Annotated in this window: 21 protein-coding genes; 11 read left to right on the top strand and 10 right to left on the bottom strand. The window is 38.9% G+C overall.

Annotated elements, in window-relative coordinates; all coding sequences use genetic code 11:
- The 7 genes from sufD to ydiJ all read right to left on the bottom strand — a co-directional run bounded on the left by sufD (position 1) and on the right by ydiJ (position 8,592).
- Positions 1 to 1,308 carry a Fe-S cluster assembly protein SufD gene (gene sufD, locus GWI58_RS00890; protein ID WP_041701140.1) on the bottom strand — a complete coding sequence of 436 codons (1,308 nt, stop codon included), beginning with the start codon at positions 1,306 to 1,308 and terminating at the stop codon, positions 1 to 3.
- Positions 1,283 to 2,029 carry a Fe-S cluster assembly ATPase SufC gene (gene sufC / locus GWI58_RS00895; protein ID WP_004243163.1) on the bottom strand — a complete coding sequence of 249 codons (747 nt, stop codon included), beginning with the start codon at positions 2,027 to 2,029 and terminating at the stop codon, positions 1,283 to 1,285. Before sufC ends, sufD begins: the two co-directional genes overlap by 26 nt.
- A gap of 44 nt (positions 2,030 to 2,073) precedes the next feature.
- Complete coding sequence (sufB, locus tag GWI58_RS00900; RefSeq protein ID WP_161768829.1) at positions 2,074 to 3,570, bottom strand: Fe-S cluster assembly protein SufB; 1,497 nt, start codon at positions 3,568 to 3,570, stop codon at positions 2,074 to 2,076.
- 17 nt (positions 3,571 to 3,587) lie between these two features.
- On the bottom strand, positions 3,588 to 3,956 hold the full coding sequence (gene sufA / locus GWI58_RS00905) for a Fe-S cluster assembly scaffold SufA (protein WP_004243167.1): 369 nt from the start codon (positions 3,954 to 3,956) through the stop codon (positions 3,588 to 3,590).
- 407 nt (positions 3,957 to 4,363) lie between these two features.
- Positions 4,364 to 4,975: a hypothetical protein gene (locus tag GWI58_RS00910; protein ID WP_004243168.1), complete on the bottom strand. Its 612-nt coding sequence runs from the start codon at positions 4,973 to 4,975 to the stop codon at positions 4,364 to 4,366.
- 150 nt (positions 4,976 to 5,125) lie between these two features.
- Positions 5,126 to 5,539, bottom strand: a complete 414-nt coding sequence (locus tag GWI58_RS00915) for a hotdog fold thioesterase (RefSeq protein WP_004243169.1) — start codon at positions 5,537 to 5,539, stop codon at positions 5,126 to 5,128.
- A complete protein-coding gene (gene ydiJ, locus GWI58_RS00920; RefSeq protein ID WP_161768830.1) occupies positions 5,536 to 8,592 on the bottom strand; it encodes a D-2-hydroxyglutarate dehydrogenase YdiJ in 3,057 nt (1,018 codons plus the stop codon). Before ydiJ ends, GWI58_RS00915 begins: the two co-directional genes overlap by 4 nt.
- 216 nt (positions 8,593 to 8,808) lie before the next feature.
- Here ydiJ and ydiK point away from each other — a divergent pair, with 216 nt between their 5' ends.
- A complete protein-coding gene (gene ydiK, locus GWI58_RS00925; RefSeq protein WP_004243171.1) occupies positions 8,809 to 9,921 on the top strand; it encodes an AI-2E family transporter YdiK in 1,113 nt (370 codons plus the stop codon).
- A 453-nt stretch (positions 9,922 to 10,374) separates the two neighbouring features.
- Here ydiK and ppsA read toward each other — a convergent pair whose 3' ends face one another.
- The gene (ppsA, locus tag GWI58_RS00930; RefSeq protein ID WP_004243172.1) at positions 10,375 to 12,750 is read right to left on the bottom strand and encodes a phosphoenolpyruvate synthase; all 2,376 of its coding nucleotides are present in this window, start codon (positions 12,748 to 12,750) and stop codon (positions 10,375 to 10,377) included.
- A gap of 218 nt (positions 12,751 to 12,968) precedes the next feature.
- Here ppsA and ppsR point away from each other — a divergent pair, with 218 nt between their 5' ends.
- The 9 genes from ppsR (at position 12,969) to GWI58_RS00975 (ending at position 23,580) form a co-directional block, all read left to right on the top strand.
- A complete protein-coding gene (ppsR, locus tag GWI58_RS00935; protein WP_004243173.1) occupies positions 12,969 to 13,835 on the top strand; it encodes a posphoenolpyruvate synthetase regulatory kinase/phosphorylase PpsR in 867 nt (288 codons plus the stop codon).
- Between the two features lie 120 nt (positions 13,836 to 13,955).
- Complete coding sequence (locus GWI58_RS00940; RefSeq protein WP_004243174.1) at positions 13,956 to 15,005, top strand: 3-deoxy-7-phosphoheptulonate synthase; 1,050 nt, start codon at positions 13,956 to 13,958, stop codon at positions 15,003 to 15,005.
- A gap of 214 nt (positions 15,006 to 15,219) precedes the next feature.
- The gene (hemP, locus tag GWI58_RS00945) at positions 15,220 to 15,444 is read left to right on the top strand and encodes a hemin uptake protein HemP (RefSeq protein ID WP_110229188.1); all 225 of its coding nucleotides are present in this window, start codon (positions 15,220 to 15,222) and stop codon (positions 15,442 to 15,444) included.
- 89 nt (positions 15,445 to 15,533) lie between these two features.
- Complete coding sequence (locus tag GWI58_RS00950) at positions 15,534 to 17,747, top strand: TonB-dependent receptor domain-containing protein (protein WP_237611656.1); 2,214 nt, start codon at positions 15,534 to 15,536, stop codon at positions 17,745 to 17,747.
- Positions 17,748 to 17,826: 79 nt separating this feature from the next.
- A complete protein-coding gene (locus GWI58_RS00955) occupies positions 17,827 to 19,869 on the top strand; it encodes a TonB-dependent hemoglobin/transferrin/lactoferrin family receptor (RefSeq protein WP_041701143.1) in 2,043 nt (680 codons plus the stop codon).
- Positions 19,870 to 19,904: 35 nt separating this feature from the next.
- The gene (locus GWI58_RS00960; protein ID WP_004248182.1) at positions 19,905 to 20,954 is read left to right on the top strand and encodes a hemin-degrading factor; all 1,050 of its coding nucleotides are present in this window, start codon (positions 19,905 to 19,907) and stop codon (positions 20,952 to 20,954) included.
- 15 nt (positions 20,955 to 20,969) lie between these two features.
- Entirely contained in the window at positions 20,970 to 21,785 is an 816-nt protein-coding gene (locus GWI58_RS00965) for a heme/hemin ABC transporter substrate-binding protein (protein WP_094959247.1), read from the top strand.
- A complete protein-coding gene (locus GWI58_RS00970; protein WP_004248185.1) occupies positions 21,785 to 22,789 on the top strand; it encodes a FecCD family ABC transporter permease in 1,005 nt (334 codons plus the stop codon). Before GWI58_RS00965 ends, GWI58_RS00970 begins: the two co-directional genes overlap by 1 nt.
- On the top strand, positions 22,786 to 23,580 hold the full coding sequence (locus GWI58_RS00975) for a heme ABC transporter ATP-binding protein (protein WP_004243181.1): 795 nt from the start codon (positions 22,786 to 22,788) through the stop codon (positions 23,578 to 23,580). The genes GWI58_RS00970 and GWI58_RS00975 overlap by 4 nt, the downstream gene beginning before the upstream one ends.
- 109 nt (positions 23,581 to 23,689) lie before the next feature.
- Here GWI58_RS00975 and GWI58_RS00980 read toward each other — a convergent pair whose 3' ends face one another.
- Positions 23,690 to 24,157 carry an Lrp/AsnC family transcriptional regulator gene (locus GWI58_RS00980; protein ID WP_004243182.1) on the bottom strand — a complete coding sequence of 156 codons (468 nt, stop codon included), beginning with the start codon at positions 24,155 to 24,157 and terminating at the stop codon, positions 23,690 to 23,692.
- Between the two features lie 160 nt (positions 24,158 to 24,317).
- On the opposite strand from GWI58_RS00980, the gene GWI58_RS00985 reads away from it, so the two are divergent.
- Complete coding sequence (locus GWI58_RS00985) at positions 24,318 to 24,929, top strand: LysE family translocator (protein ID WP_110229184.1); 612 nt, start codon at positions 24,318 to 24,320, stop codon at positions 24,927 to 24,929.
- A gap of 82 nt (positions 24,930 to 25,011) precedes the next feature.
- Here the strand turns inward: GWI58_RS00985 and GWI58_RS00990 are convergent, their stop codons facing one another.
- Entirely contained in the window at positions 25,012 to 26,427 is a 1,416-nt protein-coding gene (locus GWI58_RS00990; protein WP_036895093.1) for an aminotransferase-like domain-containing protein, read from the bottom strand.
- Positions 26,428 to 26,537: the final 110 nt, after the last annotated feature.

The following is a 26,537-nucleotide window of genomic DNA, read 5'->3' on the forward strand; positions in this document are numbered from 1 at the left end:
TTATACCTCTGATAAGCGTTGATTTATTCTCTCTAGAACATGAGCTTTGATCACACTATTTTCTAATGATTCTGTTAATTCGGCAGCAAATGCATGAATGATCATTTTGCGAGCTTCACTTAACGCAATACCTCGTGAACGTAGATAAAATAGTTGCTCATCATCAATACGCCCAACCGTTGCACCATGACTACATTTCACATCATCAGCATAGATCTCAAGTTGTGGCTTAGTATCAATTTGTGCTTTATCACCTAATAACAAGTTGTTATTGGTCATTTGACCATCTGTTTTCAGCGCTTGAGGGGTGACTGTGATCATGCCATTAAATACGGCTTTCCCTGCATCCATTGCAATACTTTTATGTAATTGACGGCTTAGGCAATTTTTCTCACCATGCACGAGCCAAGTACGAGTATCGGCAATTTCGTTCGCTTTGGGTAATACCACACTATTCATTGATAGCTCACTGTTCTCACCCGTCAGTGCAGCGCTAGTATGATGACGACTCAGTTTATTCCCCAACAAGAATGCATAACTATTAACACGAGCATCTCGTCCAATGCTTAAATCGTTATGGGCAAAATGTTGGCTAATGCCATTTTCAAAACCAAGTTTAATATGGTTGAACGAGGCATTATCACCAATAGTGGCGGTTAATCTCGCCCCGGTAAAATGACGGTTTTCACCATCACTACTAATATAGTGTTCAATCACTTGCATCTGAGCATTAGCGCCAACATCAAGATGGAAACGATAGTTAGCACTGTTAACTTCTTGCCCTGCATGACCTTGTGTAATATTAAGGATATAAAGCGGTTTATCTGCCACTACGCCTTTTTTCAAGGTAATGAATAGCGGCTGTTGCGCTAAACTTTCAACTAAATGCAAGAACACTTCACCATTAATGGCTTGCGGTAATTCACTTTGGTTATCCAGTAATGTCACTTGGTATGGACCAAAATCTTGACTACTTTCAGCCGGTGAAAATGCACCATTAACCATCACGATACGGTAGCAATCAAATGAGAGTGCCCGTTGCTCAATTAAATCTTGTACCTCAAAAGGTGGCAACATTTGATATTGCTGACTGAGCGTCTCATCTAATGGCGTATAATGCCAATCTTCGTGTCGATAAGCTGGAAAACCCACTTTTTCCACTTGTAGCCAGTGATTACGTGCATTTAAATTATCTTCCCCTTTACGCTGTTGATATAGCGCAGAGAATTGTTTTAATGCCTGTTGATTACGCTGTTCTACTTGATGCTGTTTTTCACGTTTCTCATTGAGGGTCAATAAGCCAGCCATAACCTTGTTCCTCCAATTTTTGTGCTAATGAAAAATCACCTGATTTAATGATTTTTCCTTGGTAAAGCACATGCACATAATCAGGTTTAATATAATCAAGGATACGTTGATAGTGAGTCACCACGATAAAGGCGCGTTTACCATCACGTAAGCTATTGACACCATTAGCGACAATTTTTAGCGCATCGATATCGAGTCCTGAGTCGGTTTCATCTAAGATACACAGTTCAGGTTCAAGGGCAGCCATTTGCAAAATATCATTACGTTTTTTCTCACCACCGGAAAAACCTACGTTAACAGAACGAGTTAACAAATCTTGAGGCATATCCAATAGTTTGATTTTATCTTCAATAAAATCTTCAAAATCAAAGCGATCTAACGGCTCTTGGCCTCGATATTCTCTTACCGCATTGACTGAGGATTGTAAGAAAAACTGGTTACTGACACCGGGGATCTCTACCGGATATTGAAACGCCATAAAGATACCTTCACCCGCTCGCTCTTCAGGCTCTAATTCCAGTAGATCTTTGTTTTTAAAAGTCACACTACCTTCATCAACTTCATACTCTTCGCGACCTGCTAAGGTTGCGGATAATGTACTTTTACCAGAACCGTTTGGCCCCATGATAGCGTGCACTTCGCCGGCACGTACTTGCAAATCTAATCCTTTAAGAATTTCATTGCCTTCAACACTGACATGTAAATTTTTAATATCTAACATAATATATGCCTTCGGTATTTTTATACCCAGAATTTGGTTAATGGTTAACCAACGCTATGTTCTAAGCTGATTGCTAATAATTTTTGTGCTTCTACAGCAAATTCCAGCGGTAATTCTGAGAACACGTCCTTACAAAATCCATTGACAATCATTGAGATTGCATCGTCTTCACTTAATCCACGTTGACGGCAGTAAAATAACTGATCTTCACCAATACGTGACGTTGTCGCTTCATGCTCTAATTGTGCTGAGTTATTCATGACTTCAACATAAGGGAAGGTGTGAGCACCACACTCTGTGCCAATTAACATTGAGTCACATTGTGTGTAGTTACGTGCATTCTGCGCACCAGGTAACACTTTCACCAAACCGCGATAACTATTTTGACTTTTACCCGCAGAAATACCCTTAGAAATAATAGTTGATTTGGTATTTTTACCGATGTGGATCATCTTGGTTCCCGTGTCAGCTTGTTGGTTACCATTGGTCAGTGCCACTGAGAAAAATTCAGCCGTTGAATTATCTCCTTTTAAGATAACACTTGGGTATTTCCAAGTGATCGCTGAACCTGTTTCAGATTGAGTCCACGACATTTTAGCGTTCTCACCTTCACAAAGGGCACGCTTAGTGACGAAGTTAAGAATTCCGCCTTCGCTATCACCGCCAGAGAACCAGTTTTGTACCGTGGAATATTTCACTTCGGCATCTTTATGAATGATAACTTCAACAACGGCAGCATGAAGCTGATAGCTATCACGTACAGGTGCTGAACACCCTTCGATGTAACTGACGTAACTTCCTTCATCCGCAATTAAAATCGTACGTTCAAATTGGCCTGTTTGTGCCGCATTAATACGAAAATAGGTGGATAATTCCATAGGGCAGCGAACACCTTTAGGAATATAAACAAAGGTACCATCAGAAGCGACCGCCGCATTAAATGCCGCAAAATAGTTATCGTGGCTAGAAACAACTGTACCTAAATATTGGCGTACTAATTCAGGATATTCTTGAATCGCTTCACCGAAGGAGCAGAAAATAACACCATGTTTAGCTAGCTCTTCACGATAAGTGGTAGAAACCGATACTGAGTCAAAAATGGCATCTACAGCCACTGACTGCCCTTCTCTTACTGGCACGCCTAACTGATTAAATGCGTCTTCAACTTCTTTAGTTAAATAATCTTGGGTTTCTTGTGTTGAGACTGCTTCATTGTTACCACTAGCACAACTGCCATTGGCACAACAAGCACCGCAAGATGGCGCTGAATAATAACTATAATCTTGATAATTCAGCGATGGATAATCTGCTTTTAGCCAATGAGGCTCTTCCATCTCTAGCCAATGACGATAAGCATCAAGACGAAACTCTAGCATCCACTCTGGCTCATTTCTTTTAGCTGAAATAGCTCGCACAACCGCTTCATTCAACCCTTTATCTAACGTATCGGTTGAGATATCGGTATAGAACCCTTCTTTATAGTGATGATCACTGAGCCAGCCTTGAACTTCATCACCAATTTCAACATTGCTCTGAGACATAATCTGACTTCACTATGTTATACCCCAAAGCTCTCACCACATCCGCAGACGTTCTGAGCTTTAGGATTATTAAATTTAAACATCTGATTAAGTCCTTCACGGACATAATCAACAACTAAACCATCAATGAATGGCATGGCTTTTAATGCAACAAATAACTTGGCGCCATTATGTTCATAGACAAGATCGTCCTCTGTGGGGCCTGCTGCAAGCTCAATAACATAACCATAGCCCGTACAACCTGATGGCTTAATACTTAAGGAAAGTCCCTGACTTTCAGGGTTTTTCTCCACTAATTGGCAAATATGTTTCGCTGCACTATCAGTCAGCACAATGCCTTGCCAAGCAGTATCATTTAGAGAAAAAGTTTCAACATTGTTTGTCATTACTGACCTCATTTCGAAAGGAGATTAATATCTTTCCTGACTCTAATGGTAATGATAACCCTTATCACTTCAACCCTGTCTTTTGAAAGGATATTATAAAATCGTTTAAAAGTTGCTCTTTTTTTGCTTTTTAATTGTTAAATATAGCGCTTAATAAATTGAAATGTAACAATTTTTATCTTTTTTCATTACAAAAATAAAACTTTTTTAAATTCCTTTATTTCGCACAATACGCATAAAAGTTGCAAAGCAAATACATTTTATACCTTTGTCACTGAAATGTAGAGAAAAAGCATAAAAAATCAACAATTGATAATCGCAAAATATTTTCTTTTTATGCTTATACTGATAGGTAAGATAGCACCACTTTTGTGATAACTTCTTATTGTATTGTGTGCTTTTATGACTTATTGATTGATACTAATTGAATTCACATACCTATTAGTGCAATCAATAACTTCTTGATTATTATTACTTTTATTTTCAGCAATAAATTGTAATTGCCATACACGATTTGTGTTAGTATCCGCAATTAATACCCCTTCATAGCTCACTTTTTGATTAGACAACTTTCCTTCAAAGAAAATTTGTCGAGCTGGCATTTCTGACACTGTGAAAGGCTTTATTGTTGTTGAAGTTTCTTTCATGCCATCAATAGTGGAAATATTATCAACGATACCCTGTGCTCCAGAATCAATATCATAGCTCATCATATCGTCAAGTTTAAAATAAACTAAACGAACTTCTGATAACTGGCATACTGGTTTGGCTTGATAAACTAACATCTGTGATGTGACATCTTGGACATGATCAGGTAATAATTGAAAATAGTGTTCTGTATCATCTCTATTTAATGAGAATGAAGTTGGATACGCGATATTAAACCCCGACATAGTACGTACAGGATAATTTATTATCTCTTCACTCTTATTGTGAGTTGATTCGTTATCACATGCTGTAAGTAATAAACTACCGATTAAAATAAAAACGCTTTTATAATTTAGAATAGTTGATGTCATTTTTTCTTACTATTAATAATAATGAAGATAATAATTATCATTAAAATTTAAACTTAAATAAAGATAATTTTTTCACATGACCTCATTTCAATAAATAAAAAACGCCTAAAGTGAAATAATAACCTTAGGCGTTTATTATTGATTAACGAATTAAACAATAACCGCAGTTGTTAAACGTGAAATACAGACTTTACGGTCAGCGTCATCAAAAATTTCTATTGACCATACTTGATGTGTACGACCTAAATGAATAGGTTTACAGACACCTTTTACAACCCCTTCTTTTACTGCTCGCATATGATTGGCATTGATTTCTAAACCCACCACTTTTTGTTCACCTTCTGTGCATAAATAGCCAGCAATTGACCCTAAGGTTTCAGCTAATACCACAGAGGCGCCACCATGTAATAAGCCAAAAGGCTGTTTAGTACGCTGATCTACTGGCATGGTGCCTTCAAGATAATCCTCACCCAGTGCGGTGAGTTCTATACCAAGGTGTCCCACCATATTATTTGGGCTAATATGATTAAGTTGTCCTAATGTTGTTTTTCGTTTCCATATCATTGCATAATCTCCAAAAGCGCCTGTAGTGGATGTTTTAACTCAATATTATCAATACGTTTTACTTGGCTACGACAAGAATATCCGGTACTCAAGCAACGTGCTGTAGGGAGTGTTTTCAATGCATTTCCCCATGACAGTTGATAAATTCCCAATGAATTTTTATAGTTATTCACTTCATGCCCATAAGTGCCCGCCATACCACAGCACCCCGTAGTTACCACTTCAAGTGGTTGACCATAACGTTGGAATATCGCTTGCCACTGTTGCATACTTTGCGGTAATGCCGTTGACTCTGTACAATGACTAAAAAGATACCATTTTTCAGCATCTTCGCAGATCTCAATCGGCTCACTGACTAACTGATTTAGCCACTCATGAACCAGTTGAACCTTAAAGTTACCGCGTTTATCCCCTAATATCTCCCGATATTCATCGCGGTAGCAAAGAACTAAAGCGGGGTCGACTCCTACCATTGGAATGGACAACTGTGCAACTCGATTAAGCATCGTTGCTGTTTTTTGTGCAGTTTTACTAAATTGCTGTAAAAAGCCCTTAATATGCTGTGCTTTTCCGTTAGGTGAAAAAGGCAATAGCACAGGTTTAAAACCAATTTTTTCAATCAATTTAATAAAGTCAGCAACTACTTTAGCATCGTAATAACTGGTAAATGGATCTTGTACCACGATAACATAATGGCTTCGTTGATTTTCTGATAACTGCTCTAACTCTTCCAAGGTCATCGCTAACGCGCTATGTCCAGCTAACTGCTGCTTTAATGTCGGAGATGACAATAGAGGCAGATCTACCATACCAATAGTACGTTTACTCAACGATTGCACCAATGGTTGCTTAATAAAGAAATTAAACAGACTTGGTACTTTTGCCATTAACGGTGTGGTGAGTTCAACATTTGCCACAATATGATCTTTTAGCGGACGTAAATAGCGTTGATGATATAACTGAGTAAATTTGGCTCTAAATGATGGCACGTCAATTTTAATCGGGCATTGTGTAGAGCACGCTTTACAGGCTAAACAACCATTCATTGCTATTTTAACCTCATGAGAGAAATCATATTCTCCACGTTTAGCTTTCCATGTATTGCGTGTTTTTTCAATCAGTCCCCGTAAGCTAGGTTTGTTATTTGTAAGACTTGTTTCTAACTGCTGAGGGCTTACTCCTTGCTCTGTAAGTAAGCGTAACCACTCTCTGACTAATGTCGCTCTGCCTTTAGGTGAATGAATACGCTGTCCAGTTATTTTCATAGAAGGGCACATTGGACTTTTAACATCAAAGTTAAAACATAATCCATTACCATTACACTCTAATGCACCGCGAAAATCTTCGCGAACCGATACAGGAATGGTGCGATCAAATGTACCGCGTTTAATAGCATCGACCTGTTTCATTGGCGCCTCAACCTCGAGAGGAGGACATATTTTACCTGGGTTAAGTCTATTTCGAGGATCGAACACCGTTTTTATTTGACGTAATTCGTGATAAAGGGTTTCGCCAAAGAATTCTGGACTATATTGCGCTCTAAAGCCTTTTCCATGCTCCCCCCATAGTAAGCCACCATATTTCGCCGTTAATGCAACAATTTCATCAGAAATGGTTTTCATGAGTTGTTCTTGTTGCGGATCACACATATCTAAAGCAGGTCTCACATGCAATACGCCAGCATCAACATGACCAAACATACCGTAATTGAGCTGATAACTATCAAGTAATGCCCTAAATTCAGTAATATAATCCGCTAAATGCTCTGGTGGCACACAAGTATCTTCAACAAAAGGAATGGGTTTAGCATGCCCTTTAGCATTACCTAATAGCCCTACTGCTTTTTTACGCATGGCATAAATACGGTTAATATCGGCGAGGTTATCACAAACCTGATAACCGATAACGCCCCCTTCGCCATTATTCATCAGCTTATCTAAGCGCTGACATAAATCCTCCACTTGTGAGGCAATCAGTGTTTTATCATCACCGGCAAACTCAACAATATTTAGCCCTTGCATATCTTTATCGGGCACATCCGTAATCAATGCATTAACGGAATGCCAGACAATATCTTCTCGAGCAAGGTTTAATACTTTGGAGTCAACAGTTTCAACAGAAAGCGCCTTTGCTTTTACTAAAAACGGTGCGTTACGCAATGCGGAATCAAATGAGTCATACTTCACATTCACTAAACTGCGCTGCTTTGGAATGGGGGTAATATCGAGTGTTGCCTCGGTAATAAAGGCCAAAGTCCCTTCTGAGCCGGTTAGAATACGCGTAAGATCAAAATGCTTCATGTCATCGCTAAACACATGGCGTAAATCATAGCCCGTTAAAAAGCGATTCAGTTTAGGGAATTTTTCGAGAATAAGCTGACGTTGTGCTTTGCAACGGGATAATACCGTTTGATATATCCGACCAACAGCAGAATCTTCTTTCGCAATAGTTTCAGCTAAAGCGCTGTCCATCGCGCGAGTTTCAAGCAATTCTCCGCCTAGTAAAACGGCTCTGACGCCTAATACATGATCGGAGGTTTTGCCATATACCATAGAGCCTTGCCCTGAGGCATCGGTATTGATCATTCCCCCTAATGTCGCACGATTACTGGTAGACAGTTCTGGCGCAAAAAAGAAACCATAGGGTTTTAAAAACAGATTAAGTTCATCTTTTATCACACCGGCTTCTACCTTTACCCATCGCTGTTCTGGGTTTATCTCAATAATACGTTTCATATAACGAGATAAATCCACCACTATACCCTCGGTTAACGCTTGACCATTAGTGCCGGTTCCGCCACCTCTTGGTGTCAGAGAGAGGGAATGAAAACGAGGTTCATCCACTAAACGTGCTACAATAGTCACATCCGCTGTAGAACGAGGAAAAATAACCGCCTGTGGTAGCAACTGATAAATACTGTTATCTGTTGCCATAGTGAGTCTATCGGCATAAGTGCTCGATATATCACCTGTAAAACCATTTTGTCGGAGTGTATTTAAAAATTCGGTTGTGAGTTCACTGACTTGCGGTGCTTGCGATATACGTGGGATCATTTGTTATAGCTCTTTAATCTAATTTATCCACATTGCTTTATTAAAACTATCTCAATGTATGCCAAGAGGTGCATAATTTGAATTTGCACTTTCAGACCGATACCTGTTCACCTTATCATACAATTCTGGCAAATTGCGTAGTGACATAAACAACATGATATTTGCCATGTTTATTCATCTGCTTTTAGCATTTTATTCGTGTAGGGATTTAAAATCATGGAAAAACCGCAGATCCATACAGATATACCCAAAATTTTATTCACCGTTCTTTTTATTTCTTTTTTTATTATCGGTAGTTTTTGGATCCTGAATCCTTTTATCGTTGGTTTTATTTGGGCTGGCATGATAGTGGTTGCCACTTGGCCTTTACTCATTATTTTAGAAAAACGAGTAAAATATCGCTGGCTATCAACCATGATCATGATGATTTTAATATTACTGATTTTCGTCATTCCGATTATTTTGTTAATTAGTAGTGTTATTGACAACAGTGCTCCATTGATTGAACTAGCAAAATCACCTTCAGATATTCAACCACCACAACTGCTATGGTTGAAAGAGATCCCCATGGTTGGTAATACACTCTATGAAACTTGGCACTCTATTCTCGTTTCTGGTGGTAATGCCTTAATGGCGAAGATCCAACCCTATATTGGACAAGCAGCAAATTGGTTCTTTGCACAAGCCTTAAATATTGGCCGTTTTGCGCTTCACTTAGTTGTCATGTTACTTTTTTCAGGATTACTCTTTTTACAAGGTGAAAATGTTGTTGCTTGGTTACGCCATTTTGCTGTGCGTCTTGCCGGACAACGGGGTGATGCAGCCATTTTATTAGCCTCCATGTCAATTCGTGCAGTGGCGCTGGGTGTGGTGTTAACTGCGCTGATCCAAGCCGTTATTGGTGGCATTGGCTTAGGTATTTCGGGTGTGCCTTATGCCACAGTATTAACGGTATTGATGTTTATTTGCTGCCTTGCGCAATTAGGACCTTTGTTCGTTCTGGTTCCTTCTATTCTATGGCTATTTTGGACCGGTGATACTACATGGGGTATCGTCATGATCATTTGGGGTGGGATTGTGGCGACGATGGATGGTGTACTACGTCCATTCCTCATCAAAATGGGAGCTGACCTACCTATGGTACTGATTTTGACCGGTGTTATCGGTGGTATTTTAACACTCGGTATGATTGGTCTGTTTATTGGCCCTGTTGTATTAGCCGTAGCACACAGTTTATTGAATGCGTGGATCAATGAAGTTCCTAAACCCGATCCAGATTTAACAGAAACTGTAGAATTTATGAATAAAAACTTTATAGAAAAAGAGTAAATAATATAAAAGCATGTAAGTATCAACACTTACATGCTTTATAAGTATTACTTAAAACTTTAATAAAGATTATCAATTTATGAGTATTTTATTATTTTTATATCTTGAAATTTACAATTTGAAACAATTCTTATTTTTTTAAACCTGTTTGCTACCAGCGAGTTATATTCACTTCTTAATATCCTAATATTTTTTTGATTGAGATAATTCTTAGAGAATAATTAACTCATTTCTCTTAATATAAATCTCATCGAAACGAATGTTTCATTTAATTAATGGTTTTGCCTATTTTATTAATAGATTAAAAGGCGAGACTAAAGTATATAAAATATTGCTGTGTGTAGTCTTTGCCTGTCAGCCCATGATAGGCTTTTTTTTTATCTATTATTTATAAATAGTATAAAAAAAGCTCACATTATTTTGTGAGCTTTTAATTATTCAATAATAATATAATTATTGTTGTGCTAATTTCACCCAGGTTTTAATAACGGTATCTGGGTTTAAAGATAAGCTATCAATACCCTCTTCCATTAACCACTGTGCAAAATCTTCATGGTCAGAAGGGCCCTGTCCGCAGATCCCGACGTATTTACCTTGACGTTTCGCTGATTGAATTGCCATAGATAATAGCGCTTTTACCGCATCATTACGTTCATCAAACAGTGATGAGACGACACCAGAATCACGATCTAAGCCCAATGTTAGCTGAGTCATATCGTTAGAGCCGATAGAGAAACCATCAAAATGAGCCAAGAATTGATCGGCTAATAAAGCATTGGATGGAATTTCACACATCATAATCACTTTTAAGCCATTCTCACCACGTTTTAAACCATTACGTGCTAACTCATCTATCACTTCTTCTGCTTGGCGCACCGTACGTACAAATGGGATCATCACTTCCACGTTAGTTAATCCCATCTCATTACGCACACGTTTCACTGCTTCACACTCGAGTGCAAAGCAACGACGGAAATCATCCGATACGTAACGACCCGCACCACGGAAACCTAACATAGGGTTTTCTTCATCAGGCTCATAGCGATCGCCACCGACTAAGTTTGCATACTCATTTGATTTAAAATCAGACAAGCGAACAATGACACGTTTTGGCCAGAATGCTGCAGCGAGTGTTGCGATACCTTCGGTTAATTTACCAATATAATATTCAACAGGTGATGCATAACCCGCCATCATTTCATCAATTTCAGCTTTTAGTGCATCTGTTTGATCTTCGTATTCGAGTAAAGCGCGAGGATGCACACCAATCATACGGTTGATAATAAACTCTAAACGCGCAAGGCCTACCCCATCATTTGGTAACCCAGCAAAGTCAAAGGCGCGATCAGGATTACCGACGTTCATCATGATTTTTAAGCCAAGTTCTGGCATGTTATCGATTGCGGAGCTTTGAATAGAAAAATCGAGTTTCCCATCATAAACAAATCCGGTATCCCCTTCAGCACAAGAGACGGTGACCACTTGCCCTTCGCTAATACACTCCGTCGCATCGCCACAACCTACCACTGCTGGAATACCTAATTCACGAGCAATAATTGCTGCATGACAGGTTCTTCCACCACGATTAGTCACAATCGCAGAGGCTTTTTTCATGATAGGCTCCCAATCAGGATCTGTCATATCGGTGACCAACACATCACCCGCCTCTATTCTATCCATCTCACTTAAGTTATGGATAACCTTAACCGTACCGCTACCAATACGATGACCAATTGCACGACCTTCTACAATCACAGTGCCTGTTTCATTTAACTGATAGCGTTCCATAACTTGTTGGTTAGAACGAACTGTTTCTGGACGCGCTTGAACAATATATAGACGACCATTATGACCATCTTTAGCCCACTCGATATCCATTGGACGTCCATAATGTTGTTCAATCAATACCGCTTGTTTTGCTAGCTCTTGCACTTCATCATCAGTTAAAGAGAAACGATTGCGCAATGCTTCTGGCGTATCTTCAATACGGACTTGTTTACCATGCTCAATGCTATCGGCATAAACCATTTGGATCTTTTTAGAACCTAGGTTACGGCGCACAATTGCCGGTAAACCTTTCGCCAAAGTTGGTTTATGAACATAGAATTCATCTGGGTTAACCGCCCCCTGAACCACCATTTCCCCTAAACCATAAGCAGAGGTAATAAAGACTACTTGATCAAAGCCTGATTCAGTATCAATAGTAAACATCACCCCTGATGAAGCTAAATCAGAGCGAACCATACGTTGGACACCTGCAGATAAAGCAACACCGCGGTGATCGTAGCCTTGGTGAACACGATAAGAGATTGCGCGATCATTAAACAGTGAAGCAAACACATGTTTAATCGCAACTAAAATTGCATCGATACCTTGAACGTTTAAAAATGTCTCTTGTTGGCCGGCAAAAGAAGCATCAGGCATATCTTCAGCGGTTGCTGATGATCGTACTGCAAATGAGGCTTCAGATTCACCTTCACTTAAGGTCTGATAAGCATCACGAATATCTTTCTCAAACTGAGGGGTAAAAGGTGTATCAATCACCCATTGGCGAATTTGGTTACCCGCTTGTGCTAATTGATTAACATCATCAACATCAATACTATCGAGTAGCTCATAAATACGCTGATTAATACCACTTTGTTCCAGAAAATCATTAAACGCTTGCGCTGTGGTGGCAAATCCATTAGGAACAGACACACCCAGTTCCGCAAGATTAGTGATCATTTCACCGAGGGAAGCATTTTTCCCACCAACACGATCAACGTCATTCATACCCAATTGGTTATACCAAAGTACATTGCACGGGGTGAGGCTATTGCTGGACATTGAGAACAATCCTTTTTTAAACAAATGAGAGAGAGAAAAAAAAGAAAAACCCGCTGTCAAAACGACAACATAAATAAGCGTATCACAATGTTATGGAGAATATAGAAAGGTGAATCGATCAACCAGAAAACTTTATTTTTTTATCCTTTATAATCACTAAAAATACTATAGATAATATTGTCTGAATTGCTAATTCAGCTAAAAAAAAGGTGAGAGGAATGATATTAAGTTTGAATTCAATTAACTGTGATAATAATGAACTTGTTGATAGAACTGTTTTTTTTATCTCTGACGGCACCGCTATTACTGCAGAAGTCTTAGGCCATGCGGTACTCTCACAATTTCCATTAAAAATGAAAAGCTATACCTTACCTTTTGTATCTTCTGTAGAAAGAGCAGAAGAAATAAAAAATAAGATTAATGAAATTTATAAAAAAAGTGGCGCCAAGCCTCTGGTTTTCTACTCTATTATTAGTCCTGATGTAAAACGAATAATAAATAGTAGTGAAGGATTCTGTCAGGATATTGTGCAGTCATTAGTTCTCCCCTTAGAAAAAGAAATTGGCGTTCAAGCGCTACCTCAATTAAATAAAACGCACGGTTTAACAGAAAAAAATCTCAGCAAATATGATGCTCGAATTGCTGCTATTGAATACACTTTATCTCATGATGATGGGATCTCTTTACGCAATCTCGACCAAGCGCAAGTGATCTTAATCGGTGTCTCACGCTGCGGTAAAACCCCTACCAGTTTATATTTAGCGATGCAATTTGGCATTCAAGCGGCTAATTACCCTTTTACTGCTGATGATATGGATTTTTTAAAATTGCCTCCTGAATTAAAAGAGTATCAACATAAATTGTTTGGCTTAACCATTGCCCCAGAACGCCTTGCTGCTATCCGTAGCGAACGTCGTGAAAACAGTCGTTATGCATCTATTCGTCAATGTCGTATTGAATTAGCGGAAGTTGAAGCGCTATTTAGGAAAAATAACATTCCTTACCTAAATACGACAAACTACTCTGTTGAAGAAATTTCCACTAAGGTAATTGATTCTATGGGATTAGCCAGAAGAATGTTCTAGAGACAGTAAGTCATTTTTTATTTATTTTTCACCAATAACAGTGTTGAAATTAGCTGAATTTCGTTTATTGTGATCTTAATCACTGGGTAGACTTACCCTGTATTTTTATTGAGATAAATTATGTTAAAAACAGACGAATTACGGACAAAGGCTTTAGCCAGCCTAGTAACGCCGGAAACGTTAGCTAATGAGTTACCCATCTCACAAGAGATTATCAGTAATATCACTTCTGCCCGTCAACGCATTGAAGCTATTCTCACTGGTGAAGATAAACGACTATTAGTTATTATTGGCCCTTGCTCTATACATGATCCCAAGGCAGCTAAAGAGTACGCAACAAAACTAAATCAACAAAAAGCGCGTTTTCATGACCGTCTAGAAATCGTGATGAGAACCTATTTTGAAAAACCGCGTACCGTTATTGGTTGGAAAGGCCTTATTTCTGATCCTTTCCTTGATAACTCTTGTAATGTTAATGAAGGCATTCGTATTGCAAGGAAACTGCTAATTGAGATCAACGCATTAGGACTCCCCACAGCCACTGAATTTCTTGATATGGTCACGGGGCAATATATTGCAGATTTAATCAGCTGGGGAGCAATCGGGGCAAGAACAACAGAGAGTCAAGTTCACCGTGAAATGGCCTCCGCCCTCTCTTGCCCTGTGGGATTTAAAAATGGCACTGACGGTAATATACGCATTGCGATAGATGCCATTCGTGCCGCTCGTGCCAGTCACACCTTTTTATCACCTGATAAAACGGGACGTATGACAATTTACCAAACCAGCGGAAATCCCTACGGTCATATTATTATGCGTGGCGGTAAAAAGCCTAATTATCATGCCAGTGATGTAGCAGATGCTGTTGATGCACTGAAACAACTTGATTTACCTGAACATTTGGTCATCGATTTTAGCCACGGTAATTGTGAAAAAATTCATCGTCGCCAACTTGAAGTTGCACGCAATGTCGCTCAACAAATTACGGATGGTTCACAAGCTATTGTCGGTGTTATGGCAGAAAGCTTTTTACAAGAGGGATCACAGAAAGTCACAGCAGATAAGGTGCTGACCTATGGACAATCTATCACTGATCCTTGTCTCAGTTGGGAAGATACCGAACAATTACTGGAATTATTAGCTCAAGCGGTTGAAAGTCGATTTAAATAATATCGCCAAAAAGGAGAGTTTTACCTCTCCTTTTTAACTTACACAAAAAGTCGTTATCCATCTTCATCAAGATTAAGCTTTATCTTCTCCCACGCTAATCAACTGTATGATTTTTATTCTAACACCCTATTTTTATTGTTCTTTTGTTACTAATCATCTTAAATTTAGGCGTTTACGTTAAAAAAAGCTTGTCTAAAATATTTTGTTAACGATAATGATTATCATAATCATAACCTCTATCAGTATTGCTATTGAAATGAATAAAAATGTTCATAATTTAAACAATTCATCGATAACTCGTGAAATAAGCTCCCCAGTCATTCAATCTATAAATAGCATAGAATTACTGGGCAAATCGGGCGTGGTTTATATTCAACATAACGGAGAGTTGTATCAGTTACGCCAAACAAAAACAGGAAAACTTATCCTAACAAAATAATTATTTAATCCCTTTTCGCAAGCCACCTATTTTGCTAGGCAGCCAGCTAATTCACTCCATATACAAGGACTTTTATGGATATTAATGGTATGTCTATGCTGAAAAGAAATTTCAAATACTCCACATTAGCTACAGCAATTTGTCTGTTATACGCGCCGACTACTTTTGCTCATATTGAAAAAGTAGAGACAGATACATTGACTGTTATTGGGCAACAAGACAATCAAATAACGGATTTTCAATCTGTCGTCGATACCCGTTCAGCACAAGCTCAAACCGCATCTACCACGGGGCAATTGTTAAAACAAATTCCGGGGATCACCGTATCAGGGACGGGGATCGCCAATGGTGGCAATATTATGATGCGTGGTTACGATCAAAGAGGTGTCAAAATCTTTGTGGATGGTATTCATCAACCTATTGATAATACTATGAACAAGCTTGGTGGCCTTTTTATTGACCCCCCGCTTATTTCGCGCGTTAAAGTCAAACATGGTGGCTCTTCGGTTAAACATGGAAGTGGTGCGCTAGGTGGCGTTGTTTCGTTCTCAACTCTCCATCCAAATGAATTATTAGACGCCAATAAAAACCTTGGTGCTAAATTATTTAGCTCATTCTCCTCAGCGGATAAACATTTTTCTTATGGTGGTGTGATCGCAGGTAGACATCAGTTAGTGGAAGGGTTATTGGCTTATAGCCAAAGAGAGCGTGGCCCGATACGTATTGCTGATGACTCAATATTAAATAATCACGAACGTATCAAAAATTATTTTGCAAAAGTCTATGTTTACCCTACAGAGGAACAAACCGTTATTTTTTCTGCCCGTCAATATAATAATGCAGGAGAGCAAAGAGAAGTTTTAAATCGAATGGGAGGGTTTGGAAAAAGAGACAGTAACAATATGTATCGAGCCACTAAACAAAATGATATCTCACTCACCTATCATTTAAATCCAAATAATTATGATTGGCTCGATCTAACCACTCAACTTTATTATTCTCAGTTTAAAATTGCGCATACGTTTCTGACGGATACACGCAAAGAAATATATCCAGACATAGAAAGTGTGCTAGGTAATTCTGAAAAACGTACCCAATATACCTATGGTATGAAAGTAGAAAACGCCTTTAATTTAAATTACTTTCAAGATAGGTTGACTCAATCTGTGATTATCGGCATTGATGCTGAAAAACAGAAGATGGTATCGAATAATAAGGCTAAAAATTTCCCTTTATCACATATGGATAATGCCTCAGGTTGGGTTCATAACACGTTAAGTACCCCATTATTCCCCATTACTTTAATTGCGGGCCTTCGTTACAACTATTATCAAAATGTCCCTGATAACAGTAAAACTTTAGATTACTACAAAGACTTAAATAAAAAAGGAGACATGACCTCCGCCGACAAATATCAAAAAACATATCAAAATATTTCTAAAAATATTGCGTTACGTCTCACACTGACCAAATGGTTACAGATCTATTCTTCTTATTCTGTTGCCTTTAGGGCGCCGACTTTAAGCGAAATGTATAATGACTCAGTACATTTCACTATAATTTCCCCTTTAAAAAGCTATGATGCGCGTTGGGTTCCAAATTCCACATTAAAACCAGAGACGAATAGAACATGGGAACATGGTATCAATTTACAAAAAAATGCGTTGATTTTTACCAATGACCAGCTAAACATCAAAGCTTCATATTACAGCACTGAATCGATTGACCACATTACTTATCAACAGTGGTATCGTAGTCGTAAGCCTATCCAATTTGGAAATAGTCATATTGCGTTATCTCCCATTAAAAATGCTCGTGAACCTTTATTATTTCAATCAGTTAACTTGCCTAAAGCGCTTATTCACGGCTTTGATTTAAGATTGCTATATTCTCATCCCTATATCGCTATAGGTGTAAATTACAATCAAACTAAAACCTTGGAACTGTCGTCTCTAGAGACTATTTCAATGGTACGTCCTGAAACATTAACCGCTTTTATAAATGCACCCATTATCAAAACACCATTTTCTGTTGCTTGGTCAGGAAAATTTGCCGGCCCAACAGCCAAAAAAGGCACACATAAATACCCTAATTCAAAGGAAGTGACTACTCGATTAAAAGAAGATCTTCAGCAATATCCCGGCTATGGTGTGCATAGTTTTGCAGTCAACTATCAATCCAATAATAAAGATATACAAGCCTCATTGGTACTCGATAATGCATTCAACAAAATGTATTACTCAACGGTAGGTGTGCCTCAAGAAGCTAGAAATATCAAAATGTCTGTCAGTTATCGCTGGTAAACAATAAAAAGAGCAATGATTTTTATCATAACGGGCTGTTGAATTTAGCAGCCCATTTTAATAACGGAGATCGACCTGTATGTCTCAATCATCGCGATGCATAAAGGTGAGTGTTTTAGTTGTTGCAACAGCGATTAGCAGTGCATTCGCTGAAAATAAAAATCAAATCTATGGAGAAAAAAATAGCGGGGAGAGAAACACACAAATAATAACGGTTTATGCAACAGGTAACGAACGAGATAGCTTTACATTACCTATGATGTCGACCGTCATAAAAAATAACAGTGCTTTGACAGAAACGGCTGGAAGTGCCACAGAATTGTTGCGTCATATACCGGGCATTTCAATATCAGGAGCTGGCCGCACAAACGGTGAAACTATCAGTATGCGTGGGTACAGTAGTAACGGTGTTTTGACACTAGTAGATGGCATACGCCAAGGTACTGATACAGGTCATATTGACAGTATTTTTGTCGATCCTCTACTCATTAAACAAGTTGAAGTGGTTCGTGGCCCTTCAGCACTTTTATATGGTAGTGGTGCCCTAGGTGGGGTTGTGGCATATGATACCGTTGATGCCAGCGACTTGCTTGCAAAAAATGAACATGGTGGTGTGCGTGTTACCGCCCTTGGTAATACGGCACAACAGAGTCAAGGATTTGGCATTACCGCTTTTGGTCAACAAGACAATTTCGATGGATTACTCGCCCTCTCCGCTCGTGATAAAGGTACAACTCGCTATGGAGGCGGTTATCGTGCGCAAAACGATGAAACAATCATTAACTTATTATCCAAAGGACGTTGGTTTATTGATGATAGCAATACGTTAAGTGGCCAATTACGCTATTATCATAACAACGCCCAACAGCCTAAGGATCCACAACTCGCCAATAACCCAACACCGGCTAATGTAGCGACAAATCGTACTACAACACAAAAAGATGCACAGTTAACCTATCAATATCATCCTAGTGATATGTCATGGATTAACCTAAAAACACAAGCCTATTACAGCGAGGTAGATATTAATGCGAAAACACAACAAAAAGGATTTGAAGGTAGAGAGCAAAAAACCTATGGCATTAAACTTGAAAATCGCACTCAATTAACCACCTACCCCTTTGCTGCTCACGCTTTAACTTATGGCGGTGAGATCTATAAGCAAAAGCAATCACCCAGTGCAAATGCCGAAAGCTTCCCTAAAGCAGATATTCGTTTTATGTCAGGCTGGTTACAAGATGAAATGACTTTACGTGATGTACCCATTTCATTCATCGTCGGTACAAGGTTTGATAAATATAGCAGCCAAAATGATCGTTATGATGACATCAGCGCTGATAAATGGTCATCAAAAGGAGCTGTTAGTATTACACCCACAGATTGGTTAATGCTTTATACCTCTTATGCTCAAGCTTTTAGAGCACCAACAATTGGCGAGATGTATAACGATGCTAAACATTTTGATGCCCCATTCCCCGGAGCACCAACCAATTACTGGCGCCCTAACCCTAATTTAAAGCCCGAAACCAATTCAACAACTGAATACGGGTTCGGTTTTCAATTCGACGACTTATTATCTAATAATGATAATCTGAAAATTAAAGCTGCCCATTTCAATACGCGTGCAAAAGATTATATTGATACAGATGTCGCTATTTTTCAGGGATATACACAATCGACGAATATTCCAAGAGCAACTATTTGGGGTTGGGATATCGAGATGAATTATCAATCGAAGTTCTTTAGTTGGGATTTGGCTTATAACCATACAAAAGGAAAAGATAATGCCAGTAATGCCTCTATTACCTCTATTGAGCCAGATACATTAACCAGTCGCCTCGATATTCCCGTACCCAATAGTGATTTTTCCGTAGGTTGGGTGGGACAATTTACTAAAAAAACAGATTTTACAAAACATGATCGCTTTAATCGCCCGACCAATCGCCAACAAGCGGGTTATGGTGTCAATGATTTCTACCTCCGTTATGAAGGTAGTGCTTCATTAACAGGGCTAACAACCTCACTGGTACTGGGTAATGCATTTGATAAAAAATACTACTCTTCTGCGGGTATTCCTCAAGAGGGGCGAAATGCCAAAGTACTGGTGAGTTATCAATGGTAATTAACAATAAAATAAACGAAACAATAGGAGTTTCCGTGACTAAACCTCTTTATGAGAGCTACCTGCAAGCAAAAAATGAAAAAAAAGCATCTTATGCGCGTGATTTAGCAACTTATCTTAATGTAAGTGAAGCTGAGCTTACTCACGCGCGTGTTGGGCACGATGCTAAACGCTTACATGGTGATGTTCGTGATATTTTAACCGCTCTCGCAACTGTAGGCGAAGTGAAAGCCATTACTCGTAATGAAATTGCGGTTCATGAACATCTTGGTGAATATACCAATGCTCGTTTTAACGATCATGCAGGATTGATTTTAAACCCTCGAGCTCTTGATTTACGCTTTTTCTTCTCTCATTGGGCAAGTATCTTTGCATTAACCGAAGAGACGGCTCGTGGTATTCGTCATAGTATTCAATTCTTTGATCTTCATGGTGATTCTCTCCATAAAGTGTATACCACTGATAATACTCATATGGACGCATGGAATACTTTAATCGATACTTATTTATCACCAGAAAATCCCGTATTAGAGATTACCCCCGCTAAACCTTTTACTGATGCACCGGTAACAACGGCATTAGCACAACAGTTAGAACAGCAATGGCGCTCGATGACTGACGTTCACCAATTCTTTAAAATCCTGCAAGAAAATAATCTCAGTCGCCAGCAAGCGTTCAAAGCGGTCAGTGATGATTTAGCTTATCAAGTAGATAATAGTGCCTTAAAAACATTATTAGCACTGGCGAAAGAAGTACAAAATGAAATTATGATTTTCGTGGGAAATCGAGGTTGTGTACAGATCTTTACCGGTAAAATTGATCGTTTAGTGCCTCATCAATTTGAAAATAGTGAACAAGTATGGATTAACATTTTTAATCCTGCATTTACACTGCATTTAATTGAGAGCGAAATTGTGGAAAGCTGGATCACTCGTAAGCCAACCCAAGATGGTTTTGTCACAAGTCTTGAACTATTTGATAGCAAAGGTCAACAGATTGCTCAGCTCTATGGACAACGCACTGAGGGAACAAAAGAACAACAACAATGGCGTGAGCAACTCAACGCTCTTGCTAAAATAGCTTAATAGAAGGATAGCTCAATGAAAAAATGGCTTCTTTTGATCCTGTGTAGTTTGATGACATTCACCAGCCTCGCTAATCAACGTATTGTCACTATTGGTGGTGATATTACTGAAATTGTTTTTGCATTAGGTGCAGGCGATCAGGTCATTGCTAGAGATAGTACGAGTTTAGTACCAGAGCAAGTTAAATCATTACCCGATGTGGGTTATATGCGCATGCTCAATCCTGAAGGTATTCTTTCGGTTAAACCGACGCTGATTATTGCTAGCGAATTAGCTCGCCCTTCTTTTGCATTACGTCGTATCGAAAAAGCAGGTGTACCTGTTGAAACTATTACGGGTACACGTTCATTAGAAGCCATTAATGAAAAAATCGATGCTATTGCAACCCTCTTACAAAAAGAAACAGAGAGTCAGCAATTAAAAGAAAAACTCATTCAGTCTATTAATCAAATTGACACGACGCCTATTGATAAAAAAATTATTTATATCATGAGCCATGGTGGTGTTGCCCCTATGGCTGCCGGTCAAAATACTGCTGCAGATACTATTATCACACTGGTAGGCGGAAAAAATGCTATGCAAGGTTTTAGTAGTTACCGCTTACTGTCACAAGAAGGGGTTATTGCCAGCCAGCCTGATATTTTGTTGGTCACTAAAGAGGGAATAAAAGGTATTGGAGGTATCGAAAAACTGTGGGACTTGCCCGGCATAAAGTACACCCCCGCAGGTAAAAATAAGCGCTATATCGTTGTTGATGATATGGGTTTATTAGGCTTTACCTTATCAACCCCCAAAGTTATGCAACAAATTCGTCAAGCATTGGAGCAATAATGTCTCGTTTTCGCTCACCGTGGATGAGTATTGCCATTTTACTCATCTTATTTACCATCATTACGCTTATTTCTGTTAATAGCGGCCCATTAGCACTCTCATTTAGTACTTTATGGGATCGCTCTTTTGATGATATAGAGTGGCAAATTTGGCTTGATATTCGTTTACCTCGAGTACTATTAGCTATTCTCGTCGGTGGCGCTTTAGCCATATCAGGCACCATCATGCAAGGACTATTTAGAAACTCACTTGCCGATCCTGGATTACTGGGTATTAGCAGTGGTGCTGCGCTAATGGTCGCTATTGTGATTATTTTACCCTTCTCTTTTTTATCCGTATTTTCTTTCTACAGTCATATTATTGCCGCCTTTATTGGCGGCTTAATAGTGGCAATGATTATTTTTTCATTGCATCAATTAAGTGATGGTAACTTGGCAAGATTGCTCCTAGCGGGAATTGCCATTAATGCGCTTTGTATGTCTTTTATTGGTGTATTGAGCTATATCAGCACAGATCAGCAACTGCGCCAATTTTCACTATGGATGATGGGCTCTTTAAGTAAAATAGACTGGAACACCTTGGCGATTGCAACTCTCGTGATTATTCCCATTAGTGCATTAGCCTGTTGGCAAGGCCATAAACTTAACCTATTACAACTCGGTGATGAAGAAGCACATTATTTAGGGTTAAATGTAAGAAAAACAAAATTTATTTTACTACTACTCAGTGCCATTTTAATCGGTTGCGCCGTTGCATTAAGTGGTGTTATTGGGTTTGTTGGTCTTGTGGTGCCCCACCTTATTCGTATGCGATTAGGCAGTAACCATATTTGGTTATTACCGGCCACCCTATTAGGAGGAGCAATACTCTTATTAGCCGCAGATACCCTGTCAAGAACCTTGGTATCCCCTGCGGAAATTCCTGTAGGACTTATTACCGGACTTCTTGGTGGACCTTATTTTCTTTGGCTTATTTTACGACAACCAGCAGGACGCATGTCATGATGGAAAATCAACACACTCCATTATTATATGGCAATAACTTGAGCTATAAAATCGGCAATAAAACTATTCTTGAGGATGTTTCTATTGCACTTAATACCGGTGAGCTTGTCACAATCATTGGTCCGAATGGTGCTGGGAAATCATCATTATTACGTTTATTGACCGGCTATACTCCCCCGACACAAGGAGAATGTTTTTTTAAAGGAAAAACTTACTCACAGTGGAATAGTCAATTATTAGCGCAAAACCGTGCTGTTATGCGACAAAACAGCCAGCTATCATTCTCTTTTTCTGTAGAAGAAGTCGTCGCTATGGGAAGAGCGCCACATGGGCAAAAACATAAACAAATCGCAATAGAAACCGCGCTATTACAAACCAATTGTTTAAAGCTCAAAACAAGAGATTACCGTCAATTATCAGGTGGAGAACAACAAAGAGTGCAACTTGCTAGAGTGCTTGCTCAACTTTGGCAACCGACACCTGAGAATGTTGCGCTATTTCTTGATGAGCCCACATCGGCACTTGACCTCTACCACCAGCAACAAAGTTTGCGTTTATTAAAGCAACTGGTCAAAACACAAAATTTGATGGTGTGTTGTGTTCTGCACGATCTCAACCTCGCCTCCCTTTATGCTGATCGTATTTTATTACTGCATCAGGGAAAATTAGTTTGCGAAGGTACACCTCAAGATGTACTCACCGCTGAGAATATTGAAAAATGGTATGGTGCCGAGGTCAGTGTTAATACTCATCCTGAGTTATCTCAACCTCAAGTTTTTTTACGCCCATAAATAATAAAAGAGAAAGGACTGAGCCCTGTTGAATACAGAGCTCAGTCCTTAAAAGACGCTTAATAACATAATTTCTATTGGATGATTATTACCTTCACCAAATAGAGTATTACTGCAATGGTAAAGCAAAACTCACTTTTACCGTCTCCATGGGTACTTCTGTTTTTATGCTTTGAATGCTAGGAATTTGTGTTAAATAATCAGCGTGAAAACGGCGATAAGTGGCGAGATCTTTTGTCACAATACGAATAAGTGCATCACATTCTCCCGCCATTAGATGGCATTCAACCACTTCGGGTAATACTTTTATCGCCTTTACAAATTCTTCAATAGTTTCAGCATCTTGTGCTCTGAACCAAATTCGCGCAAATAAAGATAATCCTGCATCAACTTTACTACCATCTAATACGGCAACATAACGCGTGATCACACCTGACTCTTCAAGTAAACGTACACGACGTAAACAAGGAGATGGTGAGAGTCCCACTTCTTTTGCCAGTTCGATGTTTTGAATTTTGCCATCGCGCTGTAATACTTGCAAAATATGCTTGTCTATCTTATCCAATTTTATTGACATCAAAGATTAACCTTAGTTCTATTTGTGGAATTTTATTGCCAATTAATTATTTTTGTTAGCAACAAAGCAACCCGATTTTTACGAAAATATCATATAATTTTTCAGCTAAATTGCACAGCAAAAACGATATTTTCTTCAATTGCTCAATCAGGTGAAAAAGATGGAATTTAACACTTTGTTATTCTTTGCCCTTACAGTACTGCCTTTAATTTGCACACCTGGCCCCGATATTCTTTTTATCTCCTCACAAGGATTAGCGGGAGGAATAAAATCAGCGTGGTTTGCCAATATCGGTGTCATTTCAGGTTATATCACACATGCTATTCTTAGTGCTTTGGGTCTTGCAACGATAATGGCAACTTCTCCCATTTTCTTTTATCTACTAAAATGGCTAGGTGTGATTTATATTACCTACTTAGCAATCAAAATGCTGATATCTGCCTGCCAAAAAGGCCAACTCACACTACATGCAGATAAAAAAACACATCTCTTTCGCAAGGGCTTTTTAACGAGTTTTCTTAATCCGAAAGGCTTACTCGTCTATCTGGCTATTTTACCAAATTTTATCAATAACCAGAATGATATCGCTATGCAATCTCTGCTTTTATCTGGGATATTTATCACTATTTGTCTATTTATCTATGGCTTTTTAGGTACAGTTTTCGCTTATATTGGTTTAAAAGGCGGATTAAGTGATAAAGGACGCCGTTATAATGATGGCATTGCCGGCAGTTTACTCACCTTTGCAGCCGTTAATTTAGCCCTTAATTAGAGGGCTAGCATCACTTTATAGTGATATTTGCTCAATGCCGTGCAATATGACCATTTAACTGATGAATACGTACGCTAATGTGCTATTTACGACGTAATTTTCGACACCCTTCACCAATAATTTGCATTCCTTTTTCAGTCTGACCATTCCATTGAAAAGAAGAGTTTAAACGAAAAGCATGATTAAACTGTGAACTGGTCGAAAACATAGCACCTGGTGCAATACTCACCCCTCTTTCGAGAGCAAAATGGTACAATGTATTAGCATCAAAAGTTGGCTCGAATTCTAACCATAGGAAATAGCCTCCGACAGGAATATTCACTTTAACATCTTTAGGCAAATGCGTTTGTATGGCCTGTAACATACGATAACGTCTCTGCTCTAATAATAATCTTAAGCGACGTAGATGCCCGTCATACCCCCCTTGTGATAAATAGTCAGCGATAGCTTGTTGTGTTGGCATACTCGCTGATACAGTACTCATCATTTGTAACTGCTGTATTTTAGTCGCATGTTTTCCGGCTGCGACCCACCCGACTCGAAATCCTGGCGCTAAACATTTAGAAAAAGAAGCGCAGTGCAATACGCTATTGGATTTATCAAAGCCTTTCACAGGCATTGGCGCTTTTGGACTATTATACAGTTCACCATAGACATCATCTTCAATTAAGGTTATCTGTTTTGCCGCTAAAATTTCCACTAGTCTGATTTTATTTTCATCAGGCATAGTGCCACCTAATGGATTTTGGCAATGACTCATCAACCAACACGCTTTAATGTCGTATTGTTCTACCACCTTTTCTAACTCATCTAAACAGATGCCTGTCACCGGATCGGTTTTGATAGCAATCGCTTTTAATCGTAAACGCTCTATCGCCTGTAATGCACCATAAAAAGCAGGAGATTCTATGACAACCCAATCTCCTGGCTCAGTAACAGCTTGTAAACTAAAACTTAATGATTCCATCGCACCTGCGGTGATCACAATATCATCAGGCGATACATGAATACCTTGCAGTGCATAGCGTTGAGCTATATTACGACGTAGTTTTTCATTACCAGGAGGTAAATTAATCACTGAACTTTGAGGGGCTAAATGTCTGGCGGCAGAGGCTAATGCTCGGCTTAATTTAGGTTGTATGAATAAACTGGGATCTGGAAAGGCGGAACCGAACGGAATGATATTAGGATCTTTACAGGCTTGAAGAACATTGAATATAGAGGCGCTTATCTCAACATTTTCACTCATATGTAGCCCTTTGCTGGCAGTTACTTGAGCAAAACCGGTATTGCGATGTGCAACATAATAACCTGATTGCGGACGAGCGGTGATCCACCCTTGACTTTCTAACAGTTGATAAGATTGTAAAACGGTCATTAAACTCAAACCTGATTGTTTAACCGTATCCCGTAATGAGGGTAAACGATCGCCTGATTGCCAAATATTATCTTCAATTTGTTGGCGTATCTGTGCCGCAAGCTGTTCATATCGAGTCATATTTACCTATTCACCCTCAAACTGTTATAGTCATTTTTAAACTTATTGTCACTATTATAGTTTACTGTCATATGGTCTACTTATCCACACGATTTACCTGCTATTTACAG

This window comes from Proteus sp. G2674, assembly GCF_009915195.1.
Lineage (GTDB): Bacteria > Pseudomonadota > Gammaproteobacteria > Enterobacterales > Enterobacteriaceae > Proteus > Proteus mirabilis.